18 protein-coding genes are annotated in these 20,372 nt (G+C 63.2%); 15 read left to right on the plus strand and 3 right to left on the minus strand.

Features of this window, described 5'->3' with window-relative positions; all coding sequences use genetic code 11:
- Nucleotides 1–2: 2 nt before the first annotated feature.
- Nucleotides 3–311, plus strand: coding sequence for a hypothetical protein (locus JT360_RS17165; RefSeq protein ID WP_214472848.1), 309 nt, complete (start codon nucleotides 3–5; stop codon nucleotides 309–311).
- A gap of 46 nt (nucleotides 312–357) precedes the next feature.
- The gene (locus JT360_RS17170; RefSeq protein ID WP_214472849.1) at nucleotides 358–888 is read left to right on the plus strand and encodes a GNAT family N-acetyltransferase; all 531 of its coding nucleotides are present in this window, start codon (nucleotides 358–360) and stop codon (nucleotides 886–888) included.
- 10 nt (nucleotides 889–898) lie between these two features.
- Here JT360_RS17170 and JT360_RS17175 read toward each other — a convergent pair whose 3' ends face one another.
- Nucleotides 899–1,780: a LysR family transcriptional regulator gene (locus tag JT360_RS17175; RefSeq protein ID WP_214472850.1), complete on the minus strand. Its 882-nt coding sequence runs from the start codon at nucleotides 1,778–1,780 to the stop codon at nucleotides 899–901.
- Nucleotides 1,781–1,898: 118 nt separating this feature from the next.
- Between JT360_RS17175 and tmpA the strand changes: the two genes are divergently transcribed.
- A complete protein-coding gene (tmpA, locus tag JT360_RS17180; protein ID WP_214472851.1) occupies nucleotides 1,899–3,050 on the plus strand; it encodes a 2-trimethylaminoethylphosphonate dioxygenase in 1,152 nt (383 codons plus the stop codon).
- The gene (gene tmpB / locus JT360_RS17185) at nucleotides 3,047–3,631 is read left to right on the plus strand and encodes a (R)-1-hydroxy-2-trimethylaminoethylphosphonate oxygenase (protein WP_214472852.1); all 585 of its coding nucleotides are present in this window, start codon (nucleotides 3,047–3,049) and stop codon (nucleotides 3,629–3,631) included. Before tmpA ends, tmpB begins: the two co-directional genes overlap by 4 nt.
- Nucleotides 3,632–3,882: 251 nt before the next feature.
- On the opposite strand, the gene JT360_RS17190 is transcribed toward tmpB, so the two are convergent.
- Nucleotides 3,883–5,685, minus strand: coding sequence for an NAD(P)/FAD-dependent oxidoreductase (locus JT360_RS17190; RefSeq protein ID WP_214472853.1), 1,803 nt, complete (start codon nucleotides 5,683–5,685; stop codon nucleotides 3,883–3,885).
- Nucleotides 5,686–6,149: 464 nt separating this feature from the next.
- Between JT360_RS17190 and JT360_RS17195 the strand changes: the two genes are divergently transcribed.
- The 9 genes from JT360_RS17195 to JT360_RS17235 all read left to right on the plus strand — a co-directional run bounded on the left by JT360_RS17195 (nucleotide 6,150) and on the right by JT360_RS17235 (nucleotide 16,929).
- Nucleotides 6,150–7,931, plus strand: coding sequence for an acetolactate synthase 3 large subunit (locus tag JT360_RS17195; protein ID WP_214472854.1), 1,782 nt, complete (start codon nucleotides 6,150–6,152; stop codon nucleotides 7,929–7,931).
- Between the two features lie 83 nt (nucleotides 7,932–8,014).
- A complete protein-coding gene (gene ilvN / locus JT360_RS17200) occupies nucleotides 8,015–8,590 on the plus strand; it encodes an acetolactate synthase small subunit (RefSeq protein WP_013894763.1) in 576 nt (191 codons plus the stop codon).
- A gap of 119 nt (nucleotides 8,591–8,709) precedes the next feature.
- Nucleotides 8,710–9,306 carry a LysE family translocator gene (locus tag JT360_RS17205; RefSeq protein ID WP_214472855.1) on the plus strand — a complete coding sequence of 199 codons (597 nt, stop codon included), beginning with the start codon at nucleotides 8,710–8,712 and terminating at the stop codon, nucleotides 9,304–9,306.
- 215 nt (nucleotides 9,307–9,521) lie between these two features.
- Entirely contained in the window at nucleotides 9,522–10,808 is a 1,287-nt protein-coding gene (locus JT360_RS17210) for an efflux RND transporter periplasmic adaptor subunit (protein WP_214472857.1), read from the plus strand.
- Entirely contained in the window at nucleotides 10,805–13,966 is a 3,162-nt protein-coding gene (locus tag JT360_RS17215) for an efflux RND transporter permease subunit (protein ID WP_214472858.1), read from the plus strand. Before JT360_RS17210 ends, JT360_RS17215 begins: the two co-directional genes overlap by 4 nt.
- 72 nt (nucleotides 13,967–14,038) lie before the next feature.
- Nucleotides 14,039–14,662: a nitrile hydratase subunit alpha gene (nthA, locus tag JT360_RS17220; RefSeq protein WP_214472861.1), complete on the plus strand. Its 624-nt coding sequence runs from the start codon at nucleotides 14,039–14,041 to the stop codon at nucleotides 14,660–14,662.
- Complete coding sequence (nthB, locus tag JT360_RS17225) at nucleotides 14,659–15,318, plus strand: nitrile hydratase subunit beta (RefSeq protein WP_214472863.1); 660 nt, start codon at nucleotides 14,659–14,661, stop codon at nucleotides 15,316–15,318. The genes nthA and nthB overlap by 4 nt, the downstream gene beginning before the upstream one ends.
- Nucleotides 15,305–15,664 (plus strand): nitrile hydratase accessory protein, encoded by a 360-nt coding sequence (locus JT360_RS17230; protein WP_214472865.1) that lies wholly within the window; start codon nucleotides 15,305–15,307, stop codon nucleotides 15,662–15,664. Before nthB ends, JT360_RS17230 begins: the two co-directional genes overlap by 14 nt.
- A gap of 137 nt (nucleotides 15,665–15,801) precedes the next feature.
- On the plus strand, nucleotides 15,802–16,929 hold the full coding sequence (locus JT360_RS17235) for an ATP-dependent DNA helicase (protein ID WP_214472866.1): 1,128 nt from the start codon (nucleotides 15,802–15,804) through the stop codon (nucleotides 16,927–16,929).
- Between the two features lie 2 nt (nucleotides 16,930–16,931).
- On the opposite strand, the gene JT360_RS17240 is transcribed toward JT360_RS17235, so the two are convergent.
- Nucleotides 16,932–17,351, minus strand: coding sequence for a SpoIIAA family protein (locus tag JT360_RS17240; RefSeq protein WP_214472959.1), 420 nt, complete (start codon nucleotides 17,349–17,351; stop codon nucleotides 16,932–16,934).
- 160 nt (nucleotides 17,352–17,511) lie between these two features.
- On the opposite strand from JT360_RS17240, the gene JT360_RS17245 reads away from it, so the two are divergent.
- Nucleotides 17,512–18,252 (plus strand): pyridoxine 5'-phosphate synthase, encoded by a 741-nt coding sequence (locus tag JT360_RS17245; protein ID WP_214472960.1) that lies wholly within the window; start codon nucleotides 17,512–17,514, stop codon nucleotides 18,250–18,252.
- Nucleotides 18,253–18,351: 99 nt separating this feature from the next.
- The gene (locus JT360_RS17250) at nucleotides 18,352–20,265 is read left to right on the plus strand and encodes a potassium transporter Kup (protein WP_214472867.1); all 1,914 of its coding nucleotides are present in this window, start codon (nucleotides 18,352–18,354) and stop codon (nucleotides 20,263–20,265) included.
- The last annotated feature ends 107 nt before the right edge of the window (nucleotides 20,266–20,372 follow it).

Consider the following 20,372-nt stretch of genomic DNA (forward strand, 5'->3'; position numbering starts at 1 on the left):
TCATGGCGCGACGGCCAAAGCGCTCCCACAATGGGGGGCCGCCTCTTGATGACTATAAGGGACCGCCTTGGGGCAAGGGTGATCCCTATATCTTCCTGGCCTGGCAGGCCGCCCACGCCAAGGCATGGAAGGCGCCGAGCCGCGACGTCATGCTGATGCGCATGGACAAGGCCGAACGGCTGGGCCTGACCTATGAGGAGTACACGCTCGAAATCCTCGAGCGCGGACGCCATCTCGGGCAAGAAAACACCGAGCGCATCAGCGCCATCAAAGCCGCGCGCAAACGACGGCGCGTGCGCCATCTCGACTGACGCCAGCACGTTCACGACCCCATTCACCATTTCCTGAGGAACAGGCATGAATTCCATCGAAGTTGGAGCCCTGAGCGCAAGCGCGGAAACGCTGGCGATGCTGACCGATCTGCTGGTCGAGACAGTCGCCGCCGGCGGTTCGGTCAGCTTCATGCATCCGCTGGCACCGGAAGCGGCAAGCGCATTCTGGGAGCGATCGCTGGCCGCGGCGGCAAAGGGTGAAAGGGTGGTGCTCGGGGCCTGGGACGGCAAGGTCCTGGTCGGCACCGTCACCTTGCTGCTCGACTGCCCACCGAACCAGCCGCACCGGGCCGAGATCGCCAAGCTGATGACGCGCCTCGACCAGCGGGGCAGGGGCGTCGGAACGCGCCTGATGCGGGCCGCCGAACGTCTCGCCGTCGAGCAGGGGCGCACGCTGCTGGTTCTGGACACGGCGACAGAGGAGGGCGCTTCAGGCCTTTACGAAAAACTCGGCTTCACGCTGGCCGGCGAAATTCCGGATTATGCGCTGAAGCCGCATGGTGGGCTGACCGGCACACTGATCTACTGGAAGCGCATCGGCGCCGCGTCGCGATAGCCCGCCCCGGTCAGGCCAGATCGGCGAGGCGCCTCAGCAGCCACTGGCGAAAATCCTGCTCGGCACTGGTCAGGCGCGCGGCCGGTGCCCTGGTCAAAAAATGGCCTGACGTGCTGGAAAGCTCGAAATTGGAAAGCGGCACCAAGGTCTTGCGCCTGAGCGCTGCGTCGACCAGCGGCCGCGATCCCAGGAGCACACCGGCGCCGGCGGTCGCTGCTTCCATCGCCGCGACGAAACTGTCGAAGCGGTGCGACCGTTGGGGGTGGCCGGCCAAGCCGGCAGCCGCGAACCATTCCGCCCACATCTCGCGCGCGCCGGCGACCAGAAGCAGCGGCAGGGATGTCCAGTCGGCCGCACCGGCCAGGGCCGGACTGGACACAGGTACAAGCCGCTCGGCCGTCAGCCTGTCGGCCTCGCGTCCGGGAAAGGACCCGTTGCCGAAACGGATGTCGAGCGCGGAGCCGGGTAGATCATAATCGGTCGGCCGGTGGATCGTCACAAGGTCGAGCTGGACGCGCGGCAGCGCCTCGGCGAGATCGGGCAATGCCGGGACCAGCACCAGCAGGGCGAAGGAGATCGGCACCCGGATCGAGACGGTCTGGACGGCGCGCGGCTCGAACAGTTCCGCCGTGCTGTTGCCGATGGTGGCGAAGGCCGACTGGATGTGGGGCAGGTAGGCCGCGCCCTCCGGCGACAAGGTGACGCCGCGCGCCAGCCGTGAGAACAGACGTGTCTTCAGCCGCTCTTCCAATAGGCGGATATGCTGGCTGACGGCGGCCTGGGTCAAGCCGAGTTCACCGGCTGCCGCCGTGAAATTCGACAGCCGTGCCGCGGCCTCGAAACTGCGCAGCCAGTCAAGCGGAGGCAAAGCGGGGGTGGGTCTCCGAGCCATTAGCAATTCGCGGTCATTGGCCAAAAAATGATAATTTGAGTTATGCCTTCCGCAGGACCAACATGCAATCGAAACCCACGGATCTAGCCGTGGGCAGCAAGCGGACAGGAATGGATCCATGCTCACCCACGCGCTGATCGGCGACGAAGGCAGAACAATCGAACTTGGCTGGCAGGGCGGGAGGCGCACCCGTTTTCACGCCATGTGGCTGCGCGACAATGCGCTGGACGAAAAGACGCGCAGTGCCGGCAACGGCCAGCGGCTCATCACCATCCTCGACATTCCCGCCGAGACGAGGATCGGCGCGGCCGCGATCAAAGGGGGTGGGCTGGAGGTCAGCTTCGTGCCGGAAGGAAAAACGGTCAGTTTCCCCGCGCAATGGCTGAGCGCCAACGCCTATGATCGCGATGAACGCCGCCAACCCGGTTGGACGGGCGATGTCATCCAGCGCTGGACGAAAGCGACGATGCAGAATTCGGTGCCGCGCGCCAGCTACGCGGCGGCCAGCCATGGCCGCAGCGTCCTGCGCGAGTGGCTGTCGGCGGTGAGGACCTATGGCTTTGCGGTGATGGACGGCCTGCCGGCCGAATCCGGCGCCTTGTGCAAGGTCTCCGACCTGTTCGGCTATATCAGGGAAACCAATTACGGGCGCTGGTTCGAAGTGCGTGCCGAGGTCAACCCGAACAATCTCGCCTACACCAATCTCGGCCTCCAGGCGCACACTGACAATCCCTATCGCGATCCGGTGCCGACGCTGCAGATCCTGTCCTGCATCGAGAATACGGTGGAGGGCGGCGAGTCCAGCGTCGTCGACGGTTTTGCCGTTGCGGCCGCGCTGCAGGCGGAGAACCCCGAAGGTTTTCGGCTGTTGAGCTCCTGTCCGGCACGCTTCGAATATGCCGGGACGTCTGGCGTGCGGCTGCAGGCCAAGCGTCCGATGATCGAGCTCGGACCGGATGGCGAGCTCATCTGCATCCGTTTCAACAACCGCTCGCTGGCGCCTGTCGTCGATGTGCCGTTCGCCGATATGGATGCCTACTATAGCGCCTACCGCCGTTTTGCGGAGCTGATCGAAGATCCGTCCTTCGAGGTGACGTTCAAGCTCGAAGCGGGCCAGGCGTTCATCGTCGACAATACCCGCGTCATGCATGCGCGCAAGGCGTTTTCCGGCACCGGCAAGCGCTGGCTGCAGGGCTGCTACGCCGACAAGGACGGCCTGCTGTCGACGCTCGCGGCGATCGAACACAGCTTCAAGGAGGCCGCGGAATGAGCGGCCAGGATTTGAACGCGGACAACATCGTCGAGTTCATCGCCGATATCTTCGAGCGCCGGGGCGCGGAATCCTATCTCGGCGAGCCGGTGACGATGTCCGAGCACATGCTGCAGGGGGCTTGGCTGGCGGAGCAGGACGGGGCGCCCGAGGTGCTGGTGGCGGCCGCGCTGCTGCACGACATCGGCCATTACACCAGCGAGTTCGGCACCTATTCACCCGACGATGTCGAGGACAAGCACCATGACGAGGCCGGCGGCGAGGTGCTGGCGCCGTTCTTTCCGCCTGTCATCGTCGAATGCGTCAGGCTGCATGTCGCGGCCAAGCGCTATCTCTGCGCCACCGACCCGACCTATTTCTCCAAGCTGTCGCCGGCTTCGGTCCACACGCTTTCGCTGCAGGGCGGACCGATGAGCGCAGACGAGGTGGCCAAGTTCCGCAAGAACCCGTTCCATGAGGAAGCGGTGCGGGTCCGCATCTGGGACGAGGGCGGCAAGGTCGCCAATATGAAGACGCGGGCGTTTCGCGACTATGTGCCGTTGCTGCAGCGCGTCGTGCGCGACTTCGCCAACCGCGCCTGACAGCGGAAAACCGGAGGCAACAGATGTGTTTCTGTTTCGACGGGCAAGGTGCGGTAGCGTCAAACAGACCCGACAAATGCCGGGAACGCGGGCACGCCGCCGGTTCTGAAGTGCCGGTAAACACCCCTCGTGGAGCATCGGACACCGCCAGCGCGGCTGAAACGGTGGAAGCCGTGCACATTCGCGATTGACTGGGCGCGGGTTAGAGGTGCGGCGTTGGCCGCACCTCGCCCAGCACTCCTCCGGCTCAGCTAACCCTTGTGATGCACCTGCTGCAGCCCGTAGACCGGCGTCGCGATGCCTTCGTGCCTGGCTTTCAGCTGCAGCGCCAGGAACTGGGAATAGTGGCGCGACTGGTGCAAATTGCCGCCGTGGAACCACAGCGCTTCCTGTTGCGTCGGCTTCCACATGTTGCGCAACTCGCCTTCCCAAGGGCCGGGATCCTTGGTGGTGTTCGAGCCGAGCCCCCAGCATTTGCCGACCTTGTCGGCGGTTTCGCGCGATATCAGATCGGCGGCCCAGCCGTTCATCGAGCCGTAGCCGGTGGCGTAGACGATGAGGTCCGCGGGCAGTTCCGATCCGTCGCTGAGCAGAACCGAATGCTGCTTGATCTCTTCGACGTCAACGCCGCTCTTCAGCTTGATCGAACCATCGATGATCAGCTGGGAGGCGCCGACATCGATATAATAGCCGGAGCCGCGCCTGAGGTACTTCATGAACAGGCCGGACTCGTCGTCGCCCCAGTCGAGCATGAATCCGGCCTGTTCCAGTCCCTTGTAGAACGCCGCGTCGCGTTTCTTCATCTCGGCATAGGCCGGGATCTGGAACTCGTGCAGGATCTTGTAGGGCAGCGAAGCAAAGATGAGGTCGGCCTTGGCCGTGGTGATGCCATTGCGCACCGCCTGCTCCGAATAGAGCGACCCCAGCCCGATTTCCATCAGCGTGTCGGATCTGGAAATATGGGTGCTCGAGCGCTGCACCATCGTGACGTCGGCCCCGGCTTCCCAAAGTGCGGCTGCGATGTCGTGAGCGGAATTGTTGGAGCCGATGACAACGGCTTTTTTCCCCGCATAATTGTCGGGGCCAGGGTGCTTCGAGGAGTGATGCTGGTCGCCTAGGAAATTCTCCATGCCCTTGAATTTCGGCAGATTGGCCTTGCCGGACTGTCCGGTGGCCAGCACCAGTTGCTTGGGCTTCAAGGTGATGTCCTTGCCGTCGCGGTGGACGACGACCGTCCATTCCTTCTTCTCCTCGTCATAGGAAGCGCTTTTGGCCTCGGTCGACGACCAGTAGTTCAGCTCCATCACCTTGGCGTACATTTCCAGCCAGTCGCCGATCTTGTCCTTGGGCGAGAAGACCGGCCAGTTCTTCGGGAAATCGATATAGGGCAGATGGTCGTACCAGACCGGATCGTGCAGGCAGAGCGACTTGTAGCGCTTGCGCCAGCTGTCGCCGGCCCGCTCGTTCTTCTCGACGATGATGGTCGGAACGCCCAGTTGCCGCAGCCGCGCGCCAAGCGCGATGCCGCCCTGGCCGCCGCCGATGATCAGCGTATGGGGTTGCGTCTTGAAGCCGAGTTCGGCGGCTTCCTTCTCGCGCTCTTCCTTCCATGTCGGACGGTTCTTGCCCGAGCCGTGCTTGGCGCCCATCGGCCGCGCAAAGCCCGCCTGTTCCTCGTGGCCCTTCAATTCGACCATGGTGGTCAGCAGCGTCCAGATCTTGCCGTCCTTCAGCCTGACATGGCCAAAGCCGCGCGCCACCTCGGTCTCGAAACGGATCCAGCCCTCGATCAGTCCATCGCTCTCGGTCGCGTCCTCGCCCTCGGCGATGGCAAAGTGTGACGGCCTGGTCTTCGACAACTGGCTCTTCAGCATGTCGCGGACCTGGTCTTTGCCTTCCATGGTCCTGATGTTCCAGGTGAAGGTGACGAGGTCGCGCCAGTAGCAGTCGTCCTGAAAGCAGGCGACCGCTTTCTCGATGTCATTGGCGGCCAGGGCGCCGCCGAACTGGTCGAGCAGGTCGGAGAGTTTCTTGTTTGGGGTCTTGTCGAGCATGAGGTTTCCTCCCGTGAAATCCAGATCGTCGTGGTTGCTTCGCCGCACTTGTCAGCCGGACGACCAAGTATCGGCAGAGAGGGCGGTCTTCGTCACGCCCCACCATAGTTTCGCGTGGCTTCAAGGACTTATCCGGAAACCATCGCTTCCGGGCGACTTGACAGCGCATCGCGGAGGGACGACGCGGCGTCGGTCGCAAATCGTGACGGTCATCTGTCGAATTGGAAGCGCCTTCATCGCCGGCGCGATTTTTGCCGTTGACAGGCTGCCTTGCCCACCCGTAGTGTCCGCCACCATGAAAAAGGCACTCATTCTCGTAGGAAAGCGCGTGGGCAAGGCGGTGTAACCGCCGGGCGAAAACCTCCCATGCGCACACACAGGCTCCCTCGGGGGCCTTTTTTATTGCCTGAAACACGATTAAACGACCAGCAACGCCGAAATGGCGACAGTACGGGACCAGACCGATGAGCAATGGACAAAGCGAGCGGCGCGAAATGACGGGCGCCGAAATGGTGGTGCAGGCGCTGAAGGACAATGGCGTCAAGCATGTCTTCGGTTATCCGGGCGGCGCGGTTCTCCCGATCTATGACGAGATCTTCCAGCAGGACGAGGTCGAGCACATTCTGGTGCGCCACGAGCAGGGCGCTGGCCATGCGGCCGAGGGCTATGCGCGCTCGACCGGCAAGGCCGGCGTCATGCTGGTGACCTCTGGTCCCGGCGCCACCAATGCGGTGACGCCGCTGCAGGACGCGCTGATGGATTCGATCCCGCTGGTCTGCCTGACCGGGCAGGTGCCGACCTCGCTCATCGGCTCCGACGCCTTCCAGGAATGCGACACGGTCGGCATTACGCGACCCTGCACCAAGCACAACTGGCTGGTGAAGGACGTCAACCAACTCGCCGCGACCATCCACGAAGCCTTCCATGTCGCGACGACCGGCCGTCCCGGTCCCGTGGTGGTCGACATCCCGAAGGACGTGCAGTTCGCCAGGGGCTTCTACGTCCCGCCGCAGATCGCGCCGCGCACCAGCTACCAGCCCAAGGTCCAGGGCGACCTGGAAAAGGTGAAGGCGGCGGTCGAACTGATGGCCAGCGCCAAGAAGCCGATCATCTATTCGGGCGGCGGCGTCATCAATTCCGGCCCGGAAGCGAGCCATCTGCTGCGCGAGCTGGTCGATCTCACCGGTTTCCCGATCACCTCGACGCTGATGGGCCTCGGCGCCTATCCGGCGTCGGGCAAGAACTGGCTGGGCATGCTGGGCATGCACGGCACCTATGAAGCCAATATGGCGATGCATGACTGCGATGTGATGATCTGCATCGGCGCCCGCTTTGACGACCGTATCACCGGGCGGCTCAATGCGTTCTCGCCGACCTCGAAGAAGATCCACATCGATATCGATCCGTCCTCGATCAACAAGAACGTCCACACCGACGTGCCGATCATTGGTGATGTCGGCCGGGTGCTGGAGGATCTCGTGCGGCTGTGGCGGGCAACCGCCAAGGCCGACAAGAAGGCGCTCTATCCCTGGTGGGAGCAGATCGCCAAATGGCGCGCGCGCGATTCACTCGCATACAAGATGAACAACGATGTGATCATGCCGCAATACGCCATCCAGCGGCTCTACGAACTGACCAAACACATGGACACCTACATCACCACCGAGGTCGGCCAGCACCAGATGTGGGCGGCGCAGCATTATCATTTCGAGAAGCCGAACCGCTGGATGACATCGGGCGGGCTGGGCACGATGGGTTACGGCCTGCCGGCGGCTCTCGGCGTGCAGATCGCACACCCGGATGCGCTGGTCGTCGACATCGCCGGCGACGCTTCGGTGCAGATGACGATGCAGGAGATGAGTACCGCGGTGCAGTACAACGCGCCGATCAAGATCTTCATCCTCAACAACCAGTATATGGGCATGGTGCGGCAGTGGCAGCAATTGCTGCACGGCAACCGGCTGTCGCATTCCTACACCGAGGCGATGCCGGACTTCGTCAAGCTGGCGGAGGCCTATGGCGGCCACGGCATACGCTGCGAAAAGCCCGATGAGCTGGACGACGCCATCAAGGAGATGATCTCGGTCCGGAAACCGGTGCTGTTCGACTGCCGCGTGGCGACGCTTGCCAACTGTTTCCCGATGATCCCGTCGGGCAAGGCGCACAACGAGATGCTGCTGCCGGACGAGGCAACCGACGAGGCTGTGGCGAATGCCATCGACGCCAAGGGCAGGGAACTGGTGTAGGGCCCTAGCCAAGGCAGGGCTCTCGCGAGAAGCCGTGCGGAAACAGAGAGTTAGATCAAGAATTCGAAATCGAGATTCATGTCATGAACGCACAGCACCTCCAACCCACCGGCTCCGCCTACTTCATCGCCAAGGAAACGGAGCGGCCGGAAAACCACACGCTTTCCGTCCTGGTCGACAACGAACCGGGCGTGCTCGCCCGGGTCATCGGCCTGTTTTCAGGGCGGGGCTACAACATCGAGAGCCTGACCGTCTCGGAGACCGAGCATGAAAAGCACCTGTCGCGCATCACCATCGTGACGCGCGGCACACCGCATGTGCTGGAGCAGATCAAGCATCAGCTCGAGCGCATCGTGCCGGTCCACCGCGTGGTCGATCTCACCGTGCGCTCGCACGAATTCGGACAGGAGCGGCCGCTGGAGCGGGAGCTGGCGCTGGTCAAGGTTGCCGGCACCGGCGAGGCCCGGGTCGAGGCGCTGCGGCTGGCCGATGCCTTCCGCGCCAGCGTCATCGACGCCAACACCGAGCATTTCATCTTCGAGATCACCGGCAAGGGCTCCAAGCTCGACCAGTTCATCGCCATCATGAAGCCGCTCGGCCTGGTCGAAATCTGCCGCACCGGCGTGGCGGCGATGAACCGCGGCCCGCAGGGGATGTAGACGCGGTCCCATCCAGACAATCGCTGAGGGGCTGGAACTTGGCCCGACCACCGGCCGATCCTGGCCTTTGTGCGGCCTCCGGAAAGCGACAATAATACTGACGTATCTGGGAGGATATCATGTCGTCCGACGCATTCCTCGCACTGCTCGTCTATGCCCTCGTGACCTCGATCACGCCGGGGCCGAACAATCTCATGCTGCTGGCCTCCGGGGTCAATTTCGGCATCGCCAGGACGGTGCCGCACATGCTGGGCATCAGCATCGGCTTTCTTGTCCTGCTGCTGGCGGTTGGGCTGGGTCTGGGTGCGGTGCTGACCGCGTTTCCGGCGCTGCACACCGCGCTCAAGATCGCCGGTGCGGCCTATCTGCTCTACCTCGCCTGGAAGATCGCCATGTCGCGCTCGCTGAGCGGCAAGGGGGAGGCGGAAGCGCGGCCGATGAGCTTCATCGATGCGGCGGCGTTCCAGTGGGTCAATCCCAAGGCCTGGGTGATGGCGATCACCGCCATGGCGGTCTACAGCAATCCGGAGCACCCGTTCCTGTCGGTCGTGCTGGTCTCGGTAGCCTTCACCATCGTCAACCTGCCGAGCGTCTCGGTGTGGGCTGGATTCGGCACGGCGCTGCGCGGATTCCTGTCGGATCCGGTGCGGCTGAAATGGTTCAACATCGCCATGGGCGTGTTGCTGGCGGCGACGCTGTGGCCGATGTTGAAATAGGGTTTCCCCTGAGCTCGCAGCGGCTTCGGCCGGCGGCCACGGCGGGGTGCACATTCATTGTGCAGTGCACATTAAATCTTCGTAATGCCGTGTTTTGGCCCTTTTCCGACAAAGGCGTGTCCTATCTATTCAGCGAAATCGCGGCAGGGTGCCGTGAAATGAGCTAGAATACGACCACCTGGCTATGGCGTGTCGGACGAGAGGGCCTTTTGTCGATGCGTGGAAAAGTCATCCTTTCATTGCTTGCGCTCGCCTGTATCGGCGCGGTCTGGCTCTATCTGTCGCCCGACGCGCTGAGCCGGGCTCAGCAACTCATCGGCGCAAAGCAGGTCGCGTCGGCGGACAAATCGTCAACCGACAAGCCGGCAACGGGCGACAAGCCGGCAGCAGGGGACAAGCCGGCCGCCGGCGGCAATGGCCCTCGCTCGGCCTCGATCGTTTCGGCGACGGCAACGACGGCCGACTTCCCGATCCGGCGCTATGCCATCGGCTTCGTCTCCTCGCCGGCGGTGGTCAACATCAATGCGCGGGTTTCCAGCCAGATCGTATCGATCGACGTCAAGGACGGGCAGATGGTGAAGGAGGGCGACGTTCTGTTCTCGCTCGACGACCGCGCGCTGAAGGCGCAACTCGCCAAGGACCAGGCAACGCTCGCCAAGGACCAGGCGCTGCTTGCCAGTTCAAATTCCGATCTTCAGCGCGCCAAGGACCTCGTTGCCAAGCAGGCCGGCACGCAGCAGACCTATGATCAGGCGCTGGCGGCGCAGAAGGGGGCGGCCGCGACCGTCGATGCGGACAAGGCAACAATCGACGCCGACAATGTCCAGCTTGGTTTTGCCACCATAACGGCGCCGATTGCCGGCAGGCTGGGTGTCGTCAATGTCGCCGTCGGCGATCTCGTCACCGTCAGCAATGGCAACAGCAGCTCGGCAACCCCGCTGGTGACCATCACCCAGATCGACCCGTTGCAGGTCAACTTCAATCTGCCGGAAAGCAACCTTGCGCTGCTCCACAAGGCGCTTGCCAATCCGCAGCAAGGGGCCGTGACGCTGACCAAGGACGGCGACCCGACGCCGATCGGCAAGGGCACGCTCGATTTCGTCGATTCCAGCGTCGACACCGCTTCGGGCACGATCGCGACGCGGGCGAGCATACCGAATGCCGATCTTTCGCTGTGGCCCGGCCAGTATGTGAATGTCGTGCTCGACGCCGGCATCATGCCGCAGATGACCTCCGTTCCCACCGTCGCGGTCCAGCCCAGCCAGAAGGGGCCGTTCGTCTATGTGGTCAAGCCGGACAGCACGGTCGAGATGCGACCGGTTCAGGTGGCGCTGACCGAAGGCGAGAACAGCGCCATCAGCCAGGGGCTGAAAAGCGGCGAGAAGGTCGTCATCGAGGGCCAGACAAGGCTGAAGGACGGTGCCGCCGTGCATGAAGGCAAGGCTGCGGCCGCCGCGCCGAAAGTGGCCGAGGCGACCGGCGCCGGCGAGGCGGCCCAATGATCTCCGAATTCTGCATTCGCAGGCCCGTCGCCACCCTTTTGATGTCGTTCGCCCTGGTGCTGGGCGGACTGTTCGCCTACAAGTTCCTGCCGGTCGCAGCGCTGCCCAGCGCGGAATTTCCGGTCGTCAACGTCTCGGCCTCGCTACCCGGCGCCTCGCCGGAAACCATGGCCACATCAGTGGCGACACCGCTGATCAAGCAGTTCGCCACCATCGCCGGCATCGATTCGATCTCGACCACGAACTCGCTTGGCCAAACGTCGATCGCCATCCAGTTCGTGCTCAACCGCGACATCGACGCGGCAGCGGCCGACGTGCAGGCCGCCATTGCGCGCACTCAAAAATCGCTGCCGCCGCAGATGACGTCGCCGCCGAGCTACCGCAAGGTCAATCCGGCCGATGCGCCGATCCTGCTGATGTCGCTGGTCAGCGACACGGTTCCGCTGACCGATCTCGATGCTTTTGCGGAAAACGTCATCTCGCCGTCGCTGTCGACCATCGATGGAGTGGCGCAGGTCTCGATCTTTGGCCAGCAGAAATACGCGGTGCGCATCCAGATCGATCCCACCGCGCTTGCCGCGCGCGGCATCTCGATCGATCAGCTGCAGGCGGCGATCTCGTCGGCGAACAGCAACACGCCGCTTGGCGTGCTGCAGAACAACAAGCAGCAGCTCACCATCACCGCCAATACCCAGCTCACAAACGCCGCCGGTTTCTCCAACCTCATCATCGCCACCAAGAACGGTCATCCGGTACGGCTGGGCGAGGTGACCCGCGTGGTCGATTCGGTGCAGACCACGACGACGGCGAGCTGGTATGACGGTACCCGCGCGATCATCATGGCGGTGCAGCGCCAGCCCGACGCCAACACGGTCGACGTCGTCGACAAGGTCAAGGCGATGTTGCCGTCCTTCCACGACCAGATGCCGGGCGCGGCCTCGATCAAGTTGCTCAACGACCGTTCGACCTCGATCCGCCAGGCCGTCGATGACGTGCAGTTCACGCTGCTGTTGACCATCGCCCTGGTGGTCATGGTGATCTTCGTCTTCCTGCGCCGGGTGACGGCGACCATCATCCCGGCCGTGGCGGTGCCGATCTCGCTGATCGCCACGCTCGGCGCGATGTTCCTGTTCGGCTTTTCCATCGACAATATATCACTGATGGGCCTGACGCTTGCGGTCGGCCTCGTCGTCGACGACGCCATCGTGATGCTGGAAAACATCTTCCGCCATATGGAGGAGGATGGGTTGTCAGCCTTCGACGCATCGCTGAAGGGCGCGCGCGAAATCGGCTTCACCATCATCTCGATCTCAATCTCGCTGGTGGCCGTGTTCATCCCGGTGCTGCTGATGGGCGGCGTGATCGGGCGCATCTTCAACGAGTTCGCGGTCGTGGTGACGGTCGCCATCCTGGCGTCGATGTTCGTGTCGCTGACGCTGACACCAATGCTGTGCTCGCGGCTGCTGTCGGTGACCAAGGCCGACCGCGAGGCGCACGGCGAGGGCCACAAGCGCGATTTCATCACGCGCGGCTACGACCGGATCCTGAGCTTCTGCCTGCGGCACACCTTCCTGGTGTTCCTCGTCTTCATCGGCACCGCGGCAGCGTCGGTCTGGCTGATCCAGATATCGCCGAAGGGCTTCTTCCCGCAGGAGGATATCGGCCAGGTCTCGGTGACCACCATCGCGCGCCAGGACATCTCGTTCGACGCCATGGCCAAGCTGCAAGGGCAGGTGGCCAGCGTGTTCTCGCATTCGCCCTATGTCGACCATGTGGCGTGGTCGGCGGGCAGCGGCAACAATGCGCTCAACCAGGGGCAGCTCTTCGTCCAGCTCAAGGGCAAGGACCAGCGTCCCGATATCGAGAAGGTGCTTTCGGACCTGCGCAAGCAACTGGCAGGCGTGGCGGGCATCGAGACCTACATGCAGCCGGTGCAGAACCTGAGACTGGGTTCGCGCTCGTCGGCCAGCGCCTACCAGCTCGTCGTCCAGGGCCTCGATACCGGCCAGACCGATATCTGGGCGCAGAAACTGAACGACGCGATGGCGGCCGACCATACGACCTTCACCGACGTCACCAGCGATCTGCAGAACAATGCGCTGCAGGCATCGCTGGTGGTGGATCGCGACAAGGCCGCCCAGCTCGGCATCGATACCGACACGCTGCGCACCGCTCTCTATGGCGGGTTCGGCACCGACCAGGTTTCGACGATCTTCGGTTCGGCCGACAGCTACGAAGTCATCACCGAGCTCGATCCCGAGATCGAGTGGTCGCCCGAGCGGATGCTCGCCATCCAGATGAGGACGGCGAGCGGCAGTCTGGTTCCGCTTGGCGCCTTCGCCCGGGTCGACCGCACGGCCGGCGCCTTGACCGTCAACCAGCTCGGCCAGCTTCCGGCGGTGACCATCTCCTACAATCTGCCGCAAGGCGTGGCGCTGGGCGACAGCGTCACCCGCATCAACGCGCTCAAGGAGCAGATCGGCATGCCGACGGCGATCTCGACTTCCTTCGCCGGCACAGCCAAGACTTTCCAGGATTCGCTCGCCAACCAGGGCCTGCTGATCGGCGGCGCGATCTTGACCATCTATATCGTGCTCGGCATTCTCTATGAGAGCTTCATCCACCCGCTCACCATTCTCACTGGCCTGCCTTCGGCAGTGCTGGGCGCCCTCGTTGCCTTGCGCTTCGCCGGCATGGATCTGTCGGTGATCGCGGTGATCGGCATCCTGATGCTGATCGGCATCGTCAAGAAGAACGGCATCATGATGGTCGACGTCGCGCTGGAACTGCGACGAGAAGGCATGTCGGCCACCGATTCCATCCACAAGGCCTGCCTGATGCGTTTCAGGCCGATCATGATGACGACATTGGCGGCGCTGATGGGCACGTTCCCGATCGCGCTCGGCACCGGCGCCAGCGCGGAACTGCGCCAGCCGCTGGGTGTTGCCGTTGTCGGCGGCCTGCTGGCGTCGCAGGCGCTGACCCTGTTCGTGACACCGGTGATCTATGTCTACATGGAGAACTTCTCGGGCTGGCTGATCCGGCTGATGCCGAAGCGCGAAGCCGAGCTGCACCTGGTCGAATCGGGGGATCAGCCGTCGCTGTTCGACGCCGAAGACGAGACCCAGATCGAGCCCCAAAAGGCGGCCGCGGAATAGAAACCCGCGCCACGCCTGCTGGCCCAAGCCGTCATGCTTGCGGCCGGCGGATCGGAGCCATAGTTTGTGGCCATGTCCCATGATCATGACCATGACAACGAACTCGATCCGTTTGCGGCGCGGGTGCGCGCGCTGGAGACCATTCTTACCCGCAAGGGATTGATCGATCCGGCGGCGATCGACGTCATCGTCGATACCTACGAGACCAAGATCGGTCCGCGCAACGGCGCCAGGGTGGTGGCGAAGGCCTGGAGCGATCCTGCGTATGCCGACTGGCTGAGGCGCGATGCGACGGCTGCGATCGAATCACTGAGTTATACGGGCAGGCAGGGCGAGCATATGCAGGCGGTGTTCAACACCGCCTACACCCACAACCTCGTCGTCTGCACGCTGTGCTCCTGCTATCCGTGGTCGGTGCTCGGCCTGCCGCCGGTCTGGTACAAGGCGCCGCCCTATCGTTCGCGAGCTGTCATTGATCCGCGTGGCGTGCTCGAGGAGTTCGGGCTGACGCTGCCGGCCGCGACAAGGATACGCGTCTGGGATTCGACGGCGGAACTGCGCTATCTCGTCGTGCCGATGCGGCCGGACGGCACCGAAGGCTGGAGCGAGGAGCGGCTGGCCGAACTGGTGAGCCGCGATGCCATGATCGGCACCGCGCTGGCCAAAGAACCGGAACCAACGGGAGGGCCTGTATGAACGGCCCCCAGGATCTCGGCGGGCAGATGGGGTTCGGGCCCGTGGCGCCTGAAAGGGACGAGCCGTATTTCCATGCCGAGTGGGAAAAGCGGGCGCTGGGTGTGACACTGTGCGCCGGCGCCATGGGCGCCTGGAATATTGATGAGAGCCGGCATGCGCGGGAATCGCTGCATCCCGCAGACTATTATTCCTCGAGCTATTACCAGATCTGGATCAAGGCGCTGGAAACCTTGCTCAAGCGCCATGGTTTCCTCAGCGAACGCGATCTCAAGGCGGGCGAGGCGATCGATCCGGCGGCGGCACCGAAAAGGATGCTGAAGGCAGAAAACGTTCCGGCCGTGCTGGCCAAGGGCGGCCCATGCAACCGGCCGGTCGAGACAGCGCCGCGCTTCAAGGCAGGCGATCCGGTGCGGACCAAGAACTTCAATCCGACCGGCCACACGAGGTTGCCCCGCTATGCGCGCGGCAAGCAAGGCATGATCGAGGCGGTGCATGACGGCTTCGTCTTTCCCGACACCAACGCGCATGGGCAAGGAGAGAACCCTCAATGGGTCTACACGGTGGTTTTCGATGGCCCCGAGATCTGGGGCGAGGGCGCCGATCCGACACTGAGCGTCTCGATCGACGCCTGGGAGAGCTATCTTGAACCGGCCTGACGGGATCGCCGCCGATTTACCGCCGGGGGTCGATGCGCCGGTGTTTGCCGAGCCATGGCAGGCCGAAGCCTTCGCCATGACGGTGGCACTGCACGACAAGGGCCTGTTCTCGTGGAGCGAATGGGCTGATGCGCTGTCGGCTGAGGTGAAAAAACCGGGTGCCGCGGCTGAGGGCCATGACTATTACGAGCACTGGCTGGCAGCACTGGAGGGACTGCTGGCGTCGAAGGGGCTCGCCGCCAGGTCCGACATCGACGCGATGGCGCAGGCGTGGGAACGCGCCGCACATGCCACCCCGCACGGCAAGCCGATCCTGCTGGAGAACGATCCCCGCGCCACCAGATGATCGCGCTTGCGGCTGGTGCCTGTTCCCTTTACGTTCTTATCCGCGCCTGATAACCTGAAGAGGAGGAGTTTGCCACCGGCAACGTCGATGGTGACGGCTATCTTGTCTTTCCCTCGCGAATCCGGTCACACGATCAGATGGAATTTTCACCCCAACAGGACGAGGCGCTGCAAGCGGTTGCCCGCTGGCTGAAGGACGGCAAGCCGCAGCTGTTCCGGCTGTTCGGCTATGCCGGCACCGGCAAGACGACGCTGGCGCGCTATTTTGCCGAACATGTCGACGGGCAGGTGCAGTTCGCCGCCTTCACCGGCAAGGCAGCCCAAGTGCTGCGCTCCAAGGGCGCGGTCAATGCCCGCACCATCCATTCGCTGATCTACAGGCCCAAGGGCGAGGAATCGGTGGAGGACGAGGTCACCGGCAAGACCTCGATGTCGCCGACCTTTTCACTCAACCGGCAGAGCCCGATCTCGCGCGCCAAGCTGGTCATCATCGACGAATGCTCGATGGTCGACGAGCAGCTTGGCCGTGACCTCTTGAGTTTCGGCACGCCGATCCTGGTGCTGGGGGATCCCGGCCAGCTGCCGCCGATTTCAGGCGGCGGTTTCTTCACCGATCACGAACCGGACTTCCTGCTCACCGAAATCCACCGGCAGGCGCGCGACAATCCGATCCTGAGGCTGGCGCTCGACGTGCGCGAAGGCCGCGAATTCATGCGCGGCGACTATGGCACGGCGCAGGTGATCGGCAAGGAAGATGTCAATCAGGAACTGGTGCTGAAGGCCGATCAGGTGCTGGTCGGCACCAACCGCACGCGCCGCCGCTATAACCAGCGTCTGCGCGAACTCAAGGGCTTCAATGCCGACTATCCGCAGGCCGGCGACAAGCTGGTGTGCCTGCGCAACGATCCCGCCAAGGGACTGCTCAACGGTTCGCTGTGGAAGGTGATGACCTCGTCGCGCGAGACGGTGAAGCCCGGCATCAACCTGCTGGTGTCTCCGGAAGAGGACGATCCGGACCGCGGCGTCGCCAAGATCAAGCTGCTCAAGGCGGCGTTCGAGGATCCCGACGCCGACATTCCCTGGCAGCAGAAGAAGCGCTTTGACGATTTCGACTATGGTTATGCCTTGACCGTGCACAAGGCACAGGGCTCGCAGTGGAACGAGATCGTCCTGTTCGACGAAAGCTGGGCTTTCAAGGAAACGCGCCAGCGCTGGCTTTATACCGCGATCACGCGGGCCGCCGAACGGCTGACCATCGTCAGGTAGAGTTACGATGATGGCTTTTCTCGCGCACCGACCCGCTGGACCCCGAGCCATTCCCAGGCCTCGGCTTCGTCCTCGGCCTTGAAATGCCTGAATTCGATGGGTGACGACGCGGGCAGGGCGTGTCGTGCGTCCGCCGTCCAGTCCGGCGTACCGATTGCCGCGCACCTGCCTATATGCTCCAGTGCGTGGACGGCACCCTGTTTGAGTGTTTCGTCGGAGATATCGGCCCAATCGACGCCCTCGTGATCGACCATGCGCACGGCCACGTCGATGCGCTGGTGGAGCGCATATGCCGCCTCCAGCAGGCCGAACAGGTTTTCCGCATCGGCCGCCGCGATATGCCCGACCACATCGATGGCGAACAGGTCGTCGCGATCGGTGTCGATGCGACGGATCGCCGGCACGGATTGCAGGAAATTCACGGGCGGAGCCTCCTTTGGCGGAATACCGTTGGTCTTCTGGAACACCGGAAACCCCCTATCTGTTCCCATCAAAGACGCTATAGATGCCCGGTCTCCGCGCGCCGCGCCGGAATGCATGACCATGGCGCGCCTCAACCGCCTGTTCCACGGACGCCAGCCGATGCCCGCAAAGCTTTCCGTCAACCTCAATGCCATCGCCATGCTGCGCAACCGGCGCGACCTGCCTTGGCCAAGCGTGATCGGTATCGGCCGGATTGCGCTTGCCGCCGGAGCGCATGGGCTGACGGTCCATCCGCGTCCCGACGAACGTCATACACGGCATTCCGACCTGCCCGAGATCAGGGCGCTGATCGACGACGAGTTTCCACAGGCGGAATTCAACATCGAAGGTTACCCAAGCGAGGATTTCCTGGCGCTTGTGGAAAAGCATCAGCCCGAACAGGTGACGCTGGTTCCAGATGATCCGGCACAGGCAACCTCCGACCATGGCTGGAATTTCGCCGCTGATGCCGCGTTCCTGACGCCGATCGTCAGGCGACTGAAGAAGGGCGGTTTCAGGGTGTCGCTGTTTTCCGATGCCGATCCCGCCGGCGTTGCGGCCGCGCGCGATACCGGCGCCGACCGGATCGAGCTTTATACAGGCCCTTATGGCAGCTACCATTCCGATTCCGCAAAAGCGGCCAAGGAGCTGGAAAGATTGGGGAAAACAGCCGATGCTGCACTGGCCGCCGGCCTTCAGGTCAACGCCGGACACGATCTGACGGTGGATAATTTGCCTGAGCTGGCAAGGCGCATTCCGGCATTGGCCGAAGTGTCGATCGGCCATGGGTTGACAGCCGACGCGTTGGAGTATGGCATGGCCGGCACGGTGGGGCGGTTCCTGAAGGCTTGCGGCTGGTAAGGTGTAGAGCTTCGCATTGCAGGTATGGCAGCCATCGCGTGCAATTGATATCGTATCGCAGCATGGATAGAGCACCGCGCGCTTATCGGAGAGTGGTCGATGACCCTTGCCAGTAGCGGTAGCGAGGCTGACACCGTCGAACAATCCAGCCATTCCGCGGTCGAGCAGCATAGCACCAAGGTTTTGATGCTGGGAGCGCTTGGTGTCGTCTATGGCGACATCGGCACCAGTCCGATCTACGCTTTCCGTGAGGCGCTTCATGCTTCGCCCGGCACCGATACGCGCGCCGACGTGCTGGGTGTGCTGTCGCTGATCGTCTGGGCGCTGACGATCATTGTGACCATAAAATATGTCGCCTTCGTGCTGCGCGCCGACAACAAGGGCGAGGGCGGCACGCTGTCGCTGATGTCGCTTGCCCGCAGCGCCTACCCGAAAGGCGCGCGGCTGATTCTGGCGATCGGGCTTTGCGGCGCGGCGCTGTTCTTCGGCGATTCGATCATAACGCCGGCCATATCCGTGCTGTCGGCCGTCGAGGGCCTCAGGGTGGTGACCCCGACATTGGATGCCTACGTCGTGCCCATCACGCTGGTCATCCTGGCCATATTGTTCTCGGTGCAACGGTTCGGCACCGGCAAGGTGGCGGCGGTGTTCGGGCCAGTGACGGCGCTGTGGTTCCTGGCCATAGGCGTCGCCGGGCTCTACCACCTGATGGACGATCCATCGATCCTGATGGCCATCAATCCCTATTACGCGCTTGCCTATCTCGCCGGCACACCCACCGCTGCTTTCGTCACCGTCGGCGCCGTGTTCCTGGCGGTGACCGGTGCCGAGGCGCTCTATGTCGATCTCGGCCATTTCGGGCGCAAACCAATCGTGCTGGCGTGGTTCTCGGTGGTTTTTCCATGCCTGCTGCTCAACTATTTCGGACAGGGCGCCTTTGTGCTTGCCAATGGCGGCAGGCCGACCAACCCATTCTTCCAGATGCTGCCGGAATGGGCGCTGATGCCGATGGTCGGCCTGGCGACGGCAGCTACCGTCATTGCCAGCCAGGCGGTCATCTCCGGCGCTTTTTCACTGACCGGGCAGGCGGTACAGCTCAATCTTCTGCCCCGCATCGAGGTGCAGCACACATCCGAAATGCAGCTCGGTCAGATCTATATGCCGCGCGTGAACCTGCTCATCGCGCTGGGGGTGATGCTGCTGGTCGTCGGTTTCGGCAGTTCGAGTTCGCTGGCTTCCGCTTATGGTATCTCGGTCACCGGCGAAATGCTGATGACGACCATCCTGCTGTTCGTGGTGATGCGCAAGCTGTGGAAATGGAAGCTGGCGCTTGCCCTGGCCCTGACCTTGTTGTTCGGCGTCATCGACAGCGGCTTCTTCCTGGCCAATGTCGTGAAGATCGTCGAAGGCGGATGGGTATCGATCACCGTGGCGTGCGTGATGGGGTTGATCATGTCGACATGGATACGCGGCACCCGCTATTTGTTCGACAAGACCCGCCGCAACGAAATCCCGCTCGATTTCCTGGCCGGCAATCTGTTGAAGAAAAAGCCGCAGCTGGTGTCCGGCACCGCCGTGTTCCTGACCAGCGATCCGCTCAGCGCGCCGACCGCGCTGATGCACAGCCTTAAGCACTACAAGGTTCTGCATGAGCAGAACGTCATCCTTTCGGTGGTGACGGCGCCGCAGCCGGTGGTCTCGGACCGCGACCGCGCCAAGCTGGAAACGGTCAACGAGCTGTTCATGCGGGTGACCTTGACCTTCGGCTACATGGAGCAGCCCAACATCCCGCGCGCGCTGACGATCTGCCGCAAGCAGGGCTGGAAGTTCGACATCATGACGACGTCCTTTTTCCTGTCGCGGCGCTCGCTCAAGGCGTCGCCCAATTCCGGCATGCCGGTGTGGCAGGACCGTTTGTTCATCGGCCTGGCGCGCACCGCGGCCGACGCGACCGAATATTTCCAGATCCCGACCGGGCGTGTGGTGGAAATCGGTACGCAGGTTGCTATCTGACGGATGTACGCGCGAGGCGTTGCGTGGCAAGCGGTGATTTTCGCCGGCAGCCGAGCGTTGGCGGCATGGGAGCCATCACGCGACGGCACTTGATATTGCAGCGCAGC

This window comes from Mesorhizobium sp. dw_380, assembly GCF_018588885.1.
Lineage (GTDB): Bacteria > Pseudomonadota > Alphaproteobacteria > Rhizobiales > Rhizobiaceae > Mesorhizobium.

Bases quoted from the DNA above. Each gene is read 5' to 3' on its own strand.
- JT360_RS17165 (WP_214472848.1), top strand. From the start codon at position 3: ATGGCGCGACGGCCAAAGCGCTCCCACAATGGGGGGCCGCCTCTTGAT.
- JT360_RS17170 (WP_214472849.1), top strand. From the start codon at position 358: ATGAATTCCATCGAAGTTGGAGCCCTGAGCGCAAGCGCGGAAACGCTG.
- JT360_RS17175 (WP_214472850.1), bottom strand. From the start codon at position 1,780: ATGGCTCGGAGACCCACCCCCGCTTTGCCTCCGCTTGACTGGCTGCGC.
- tmpA (WP_214472851.1), top strand. From the start codon at position 1,899: ATGCTCACCCACGCGCTGATCGGCGACGAAGGCAGAACAATCGAACTT.
- tmpB (WP_214472852.1), top strand. From the start codon at position 3,047: ATGAGCGGCCAGGATTTGAACGCGGACAACATCGTCGAGTTCATCGCC.
- JT360_RS17190 (WP_214472853.1), bottom strand. From the start codon at position 5,685: ATGCTCGACAAGACCCCAAACAAGAAACTCTCCGACCTGCTCGACCAG.
- JT360_RS17195 (WP_214472854.1), top strand. From the start codon at position 6,150: ATGAGCAATGGACAAAGCGAGCGGCGCGAAATGACGGGCGCCGAAATG.
- ilvN (WP_013894763.1), top strand. From the start codon at position 8,015: ATGAACGCACAGCACCTCCAACCCACCGGCTCCGCCTACTTCATCGCC.
- JT360_RS17205 (WP_214472855.1), top strand. From the start codon at position 8,710: ATGTCGTCCGACGCATTCCTCGCACTGCTCGTCTATGCCCTCGTGACC.
- JT360_RS17210 (WP_214472857.1), top strand. From the start codon at position 9,522: ATGCGTGGAAAAGTCATCCTTTCATTGCTTGCGCTCGCCTGTATCGGC.
- JT360_RS17215 (WP_214472858.1), top strand. From the start codon at position 10,805: ATGATCTCCGAATTCTGCATTCGCAGGCCCGTCGCCACCCTTTTGATG.
- nthA (WP_214472861.1), top strand. From the start codon at position 14,039: ATGTCCCATGATCATGACCATGACAACGAACTCGATCCGTTTGCGGCG.
- nthB (WP_214472863.1), top strand. From the start codon at position 14,659: ATGAACGGCCCCCAGGATCTCGGCGGGCAGATGGGGTTCGGGCCCGTG.
- JT360_RS17235 (WP_214472866.1), top strand. From the start codon at position 15,802: ATGGAATTTTCACCCCAACAGGACGAGGCGCTGCAAGCGGTTGCCCGC.
- JT360_RS17245 (WP_214472960.1), top strand. From the start codon at position 17,512: ATGCCCGCAAAGCTTTCCGTCAACCTCAATGCCATCGCCATGCTGCGC.
- JT360_RS17250 (WP_214472867.1), top strand. From the start codon at position 18,352: ATGACCCTTGCCAGTAGCGGTAGCGAGGCTGACACCGTCGAACAATCC.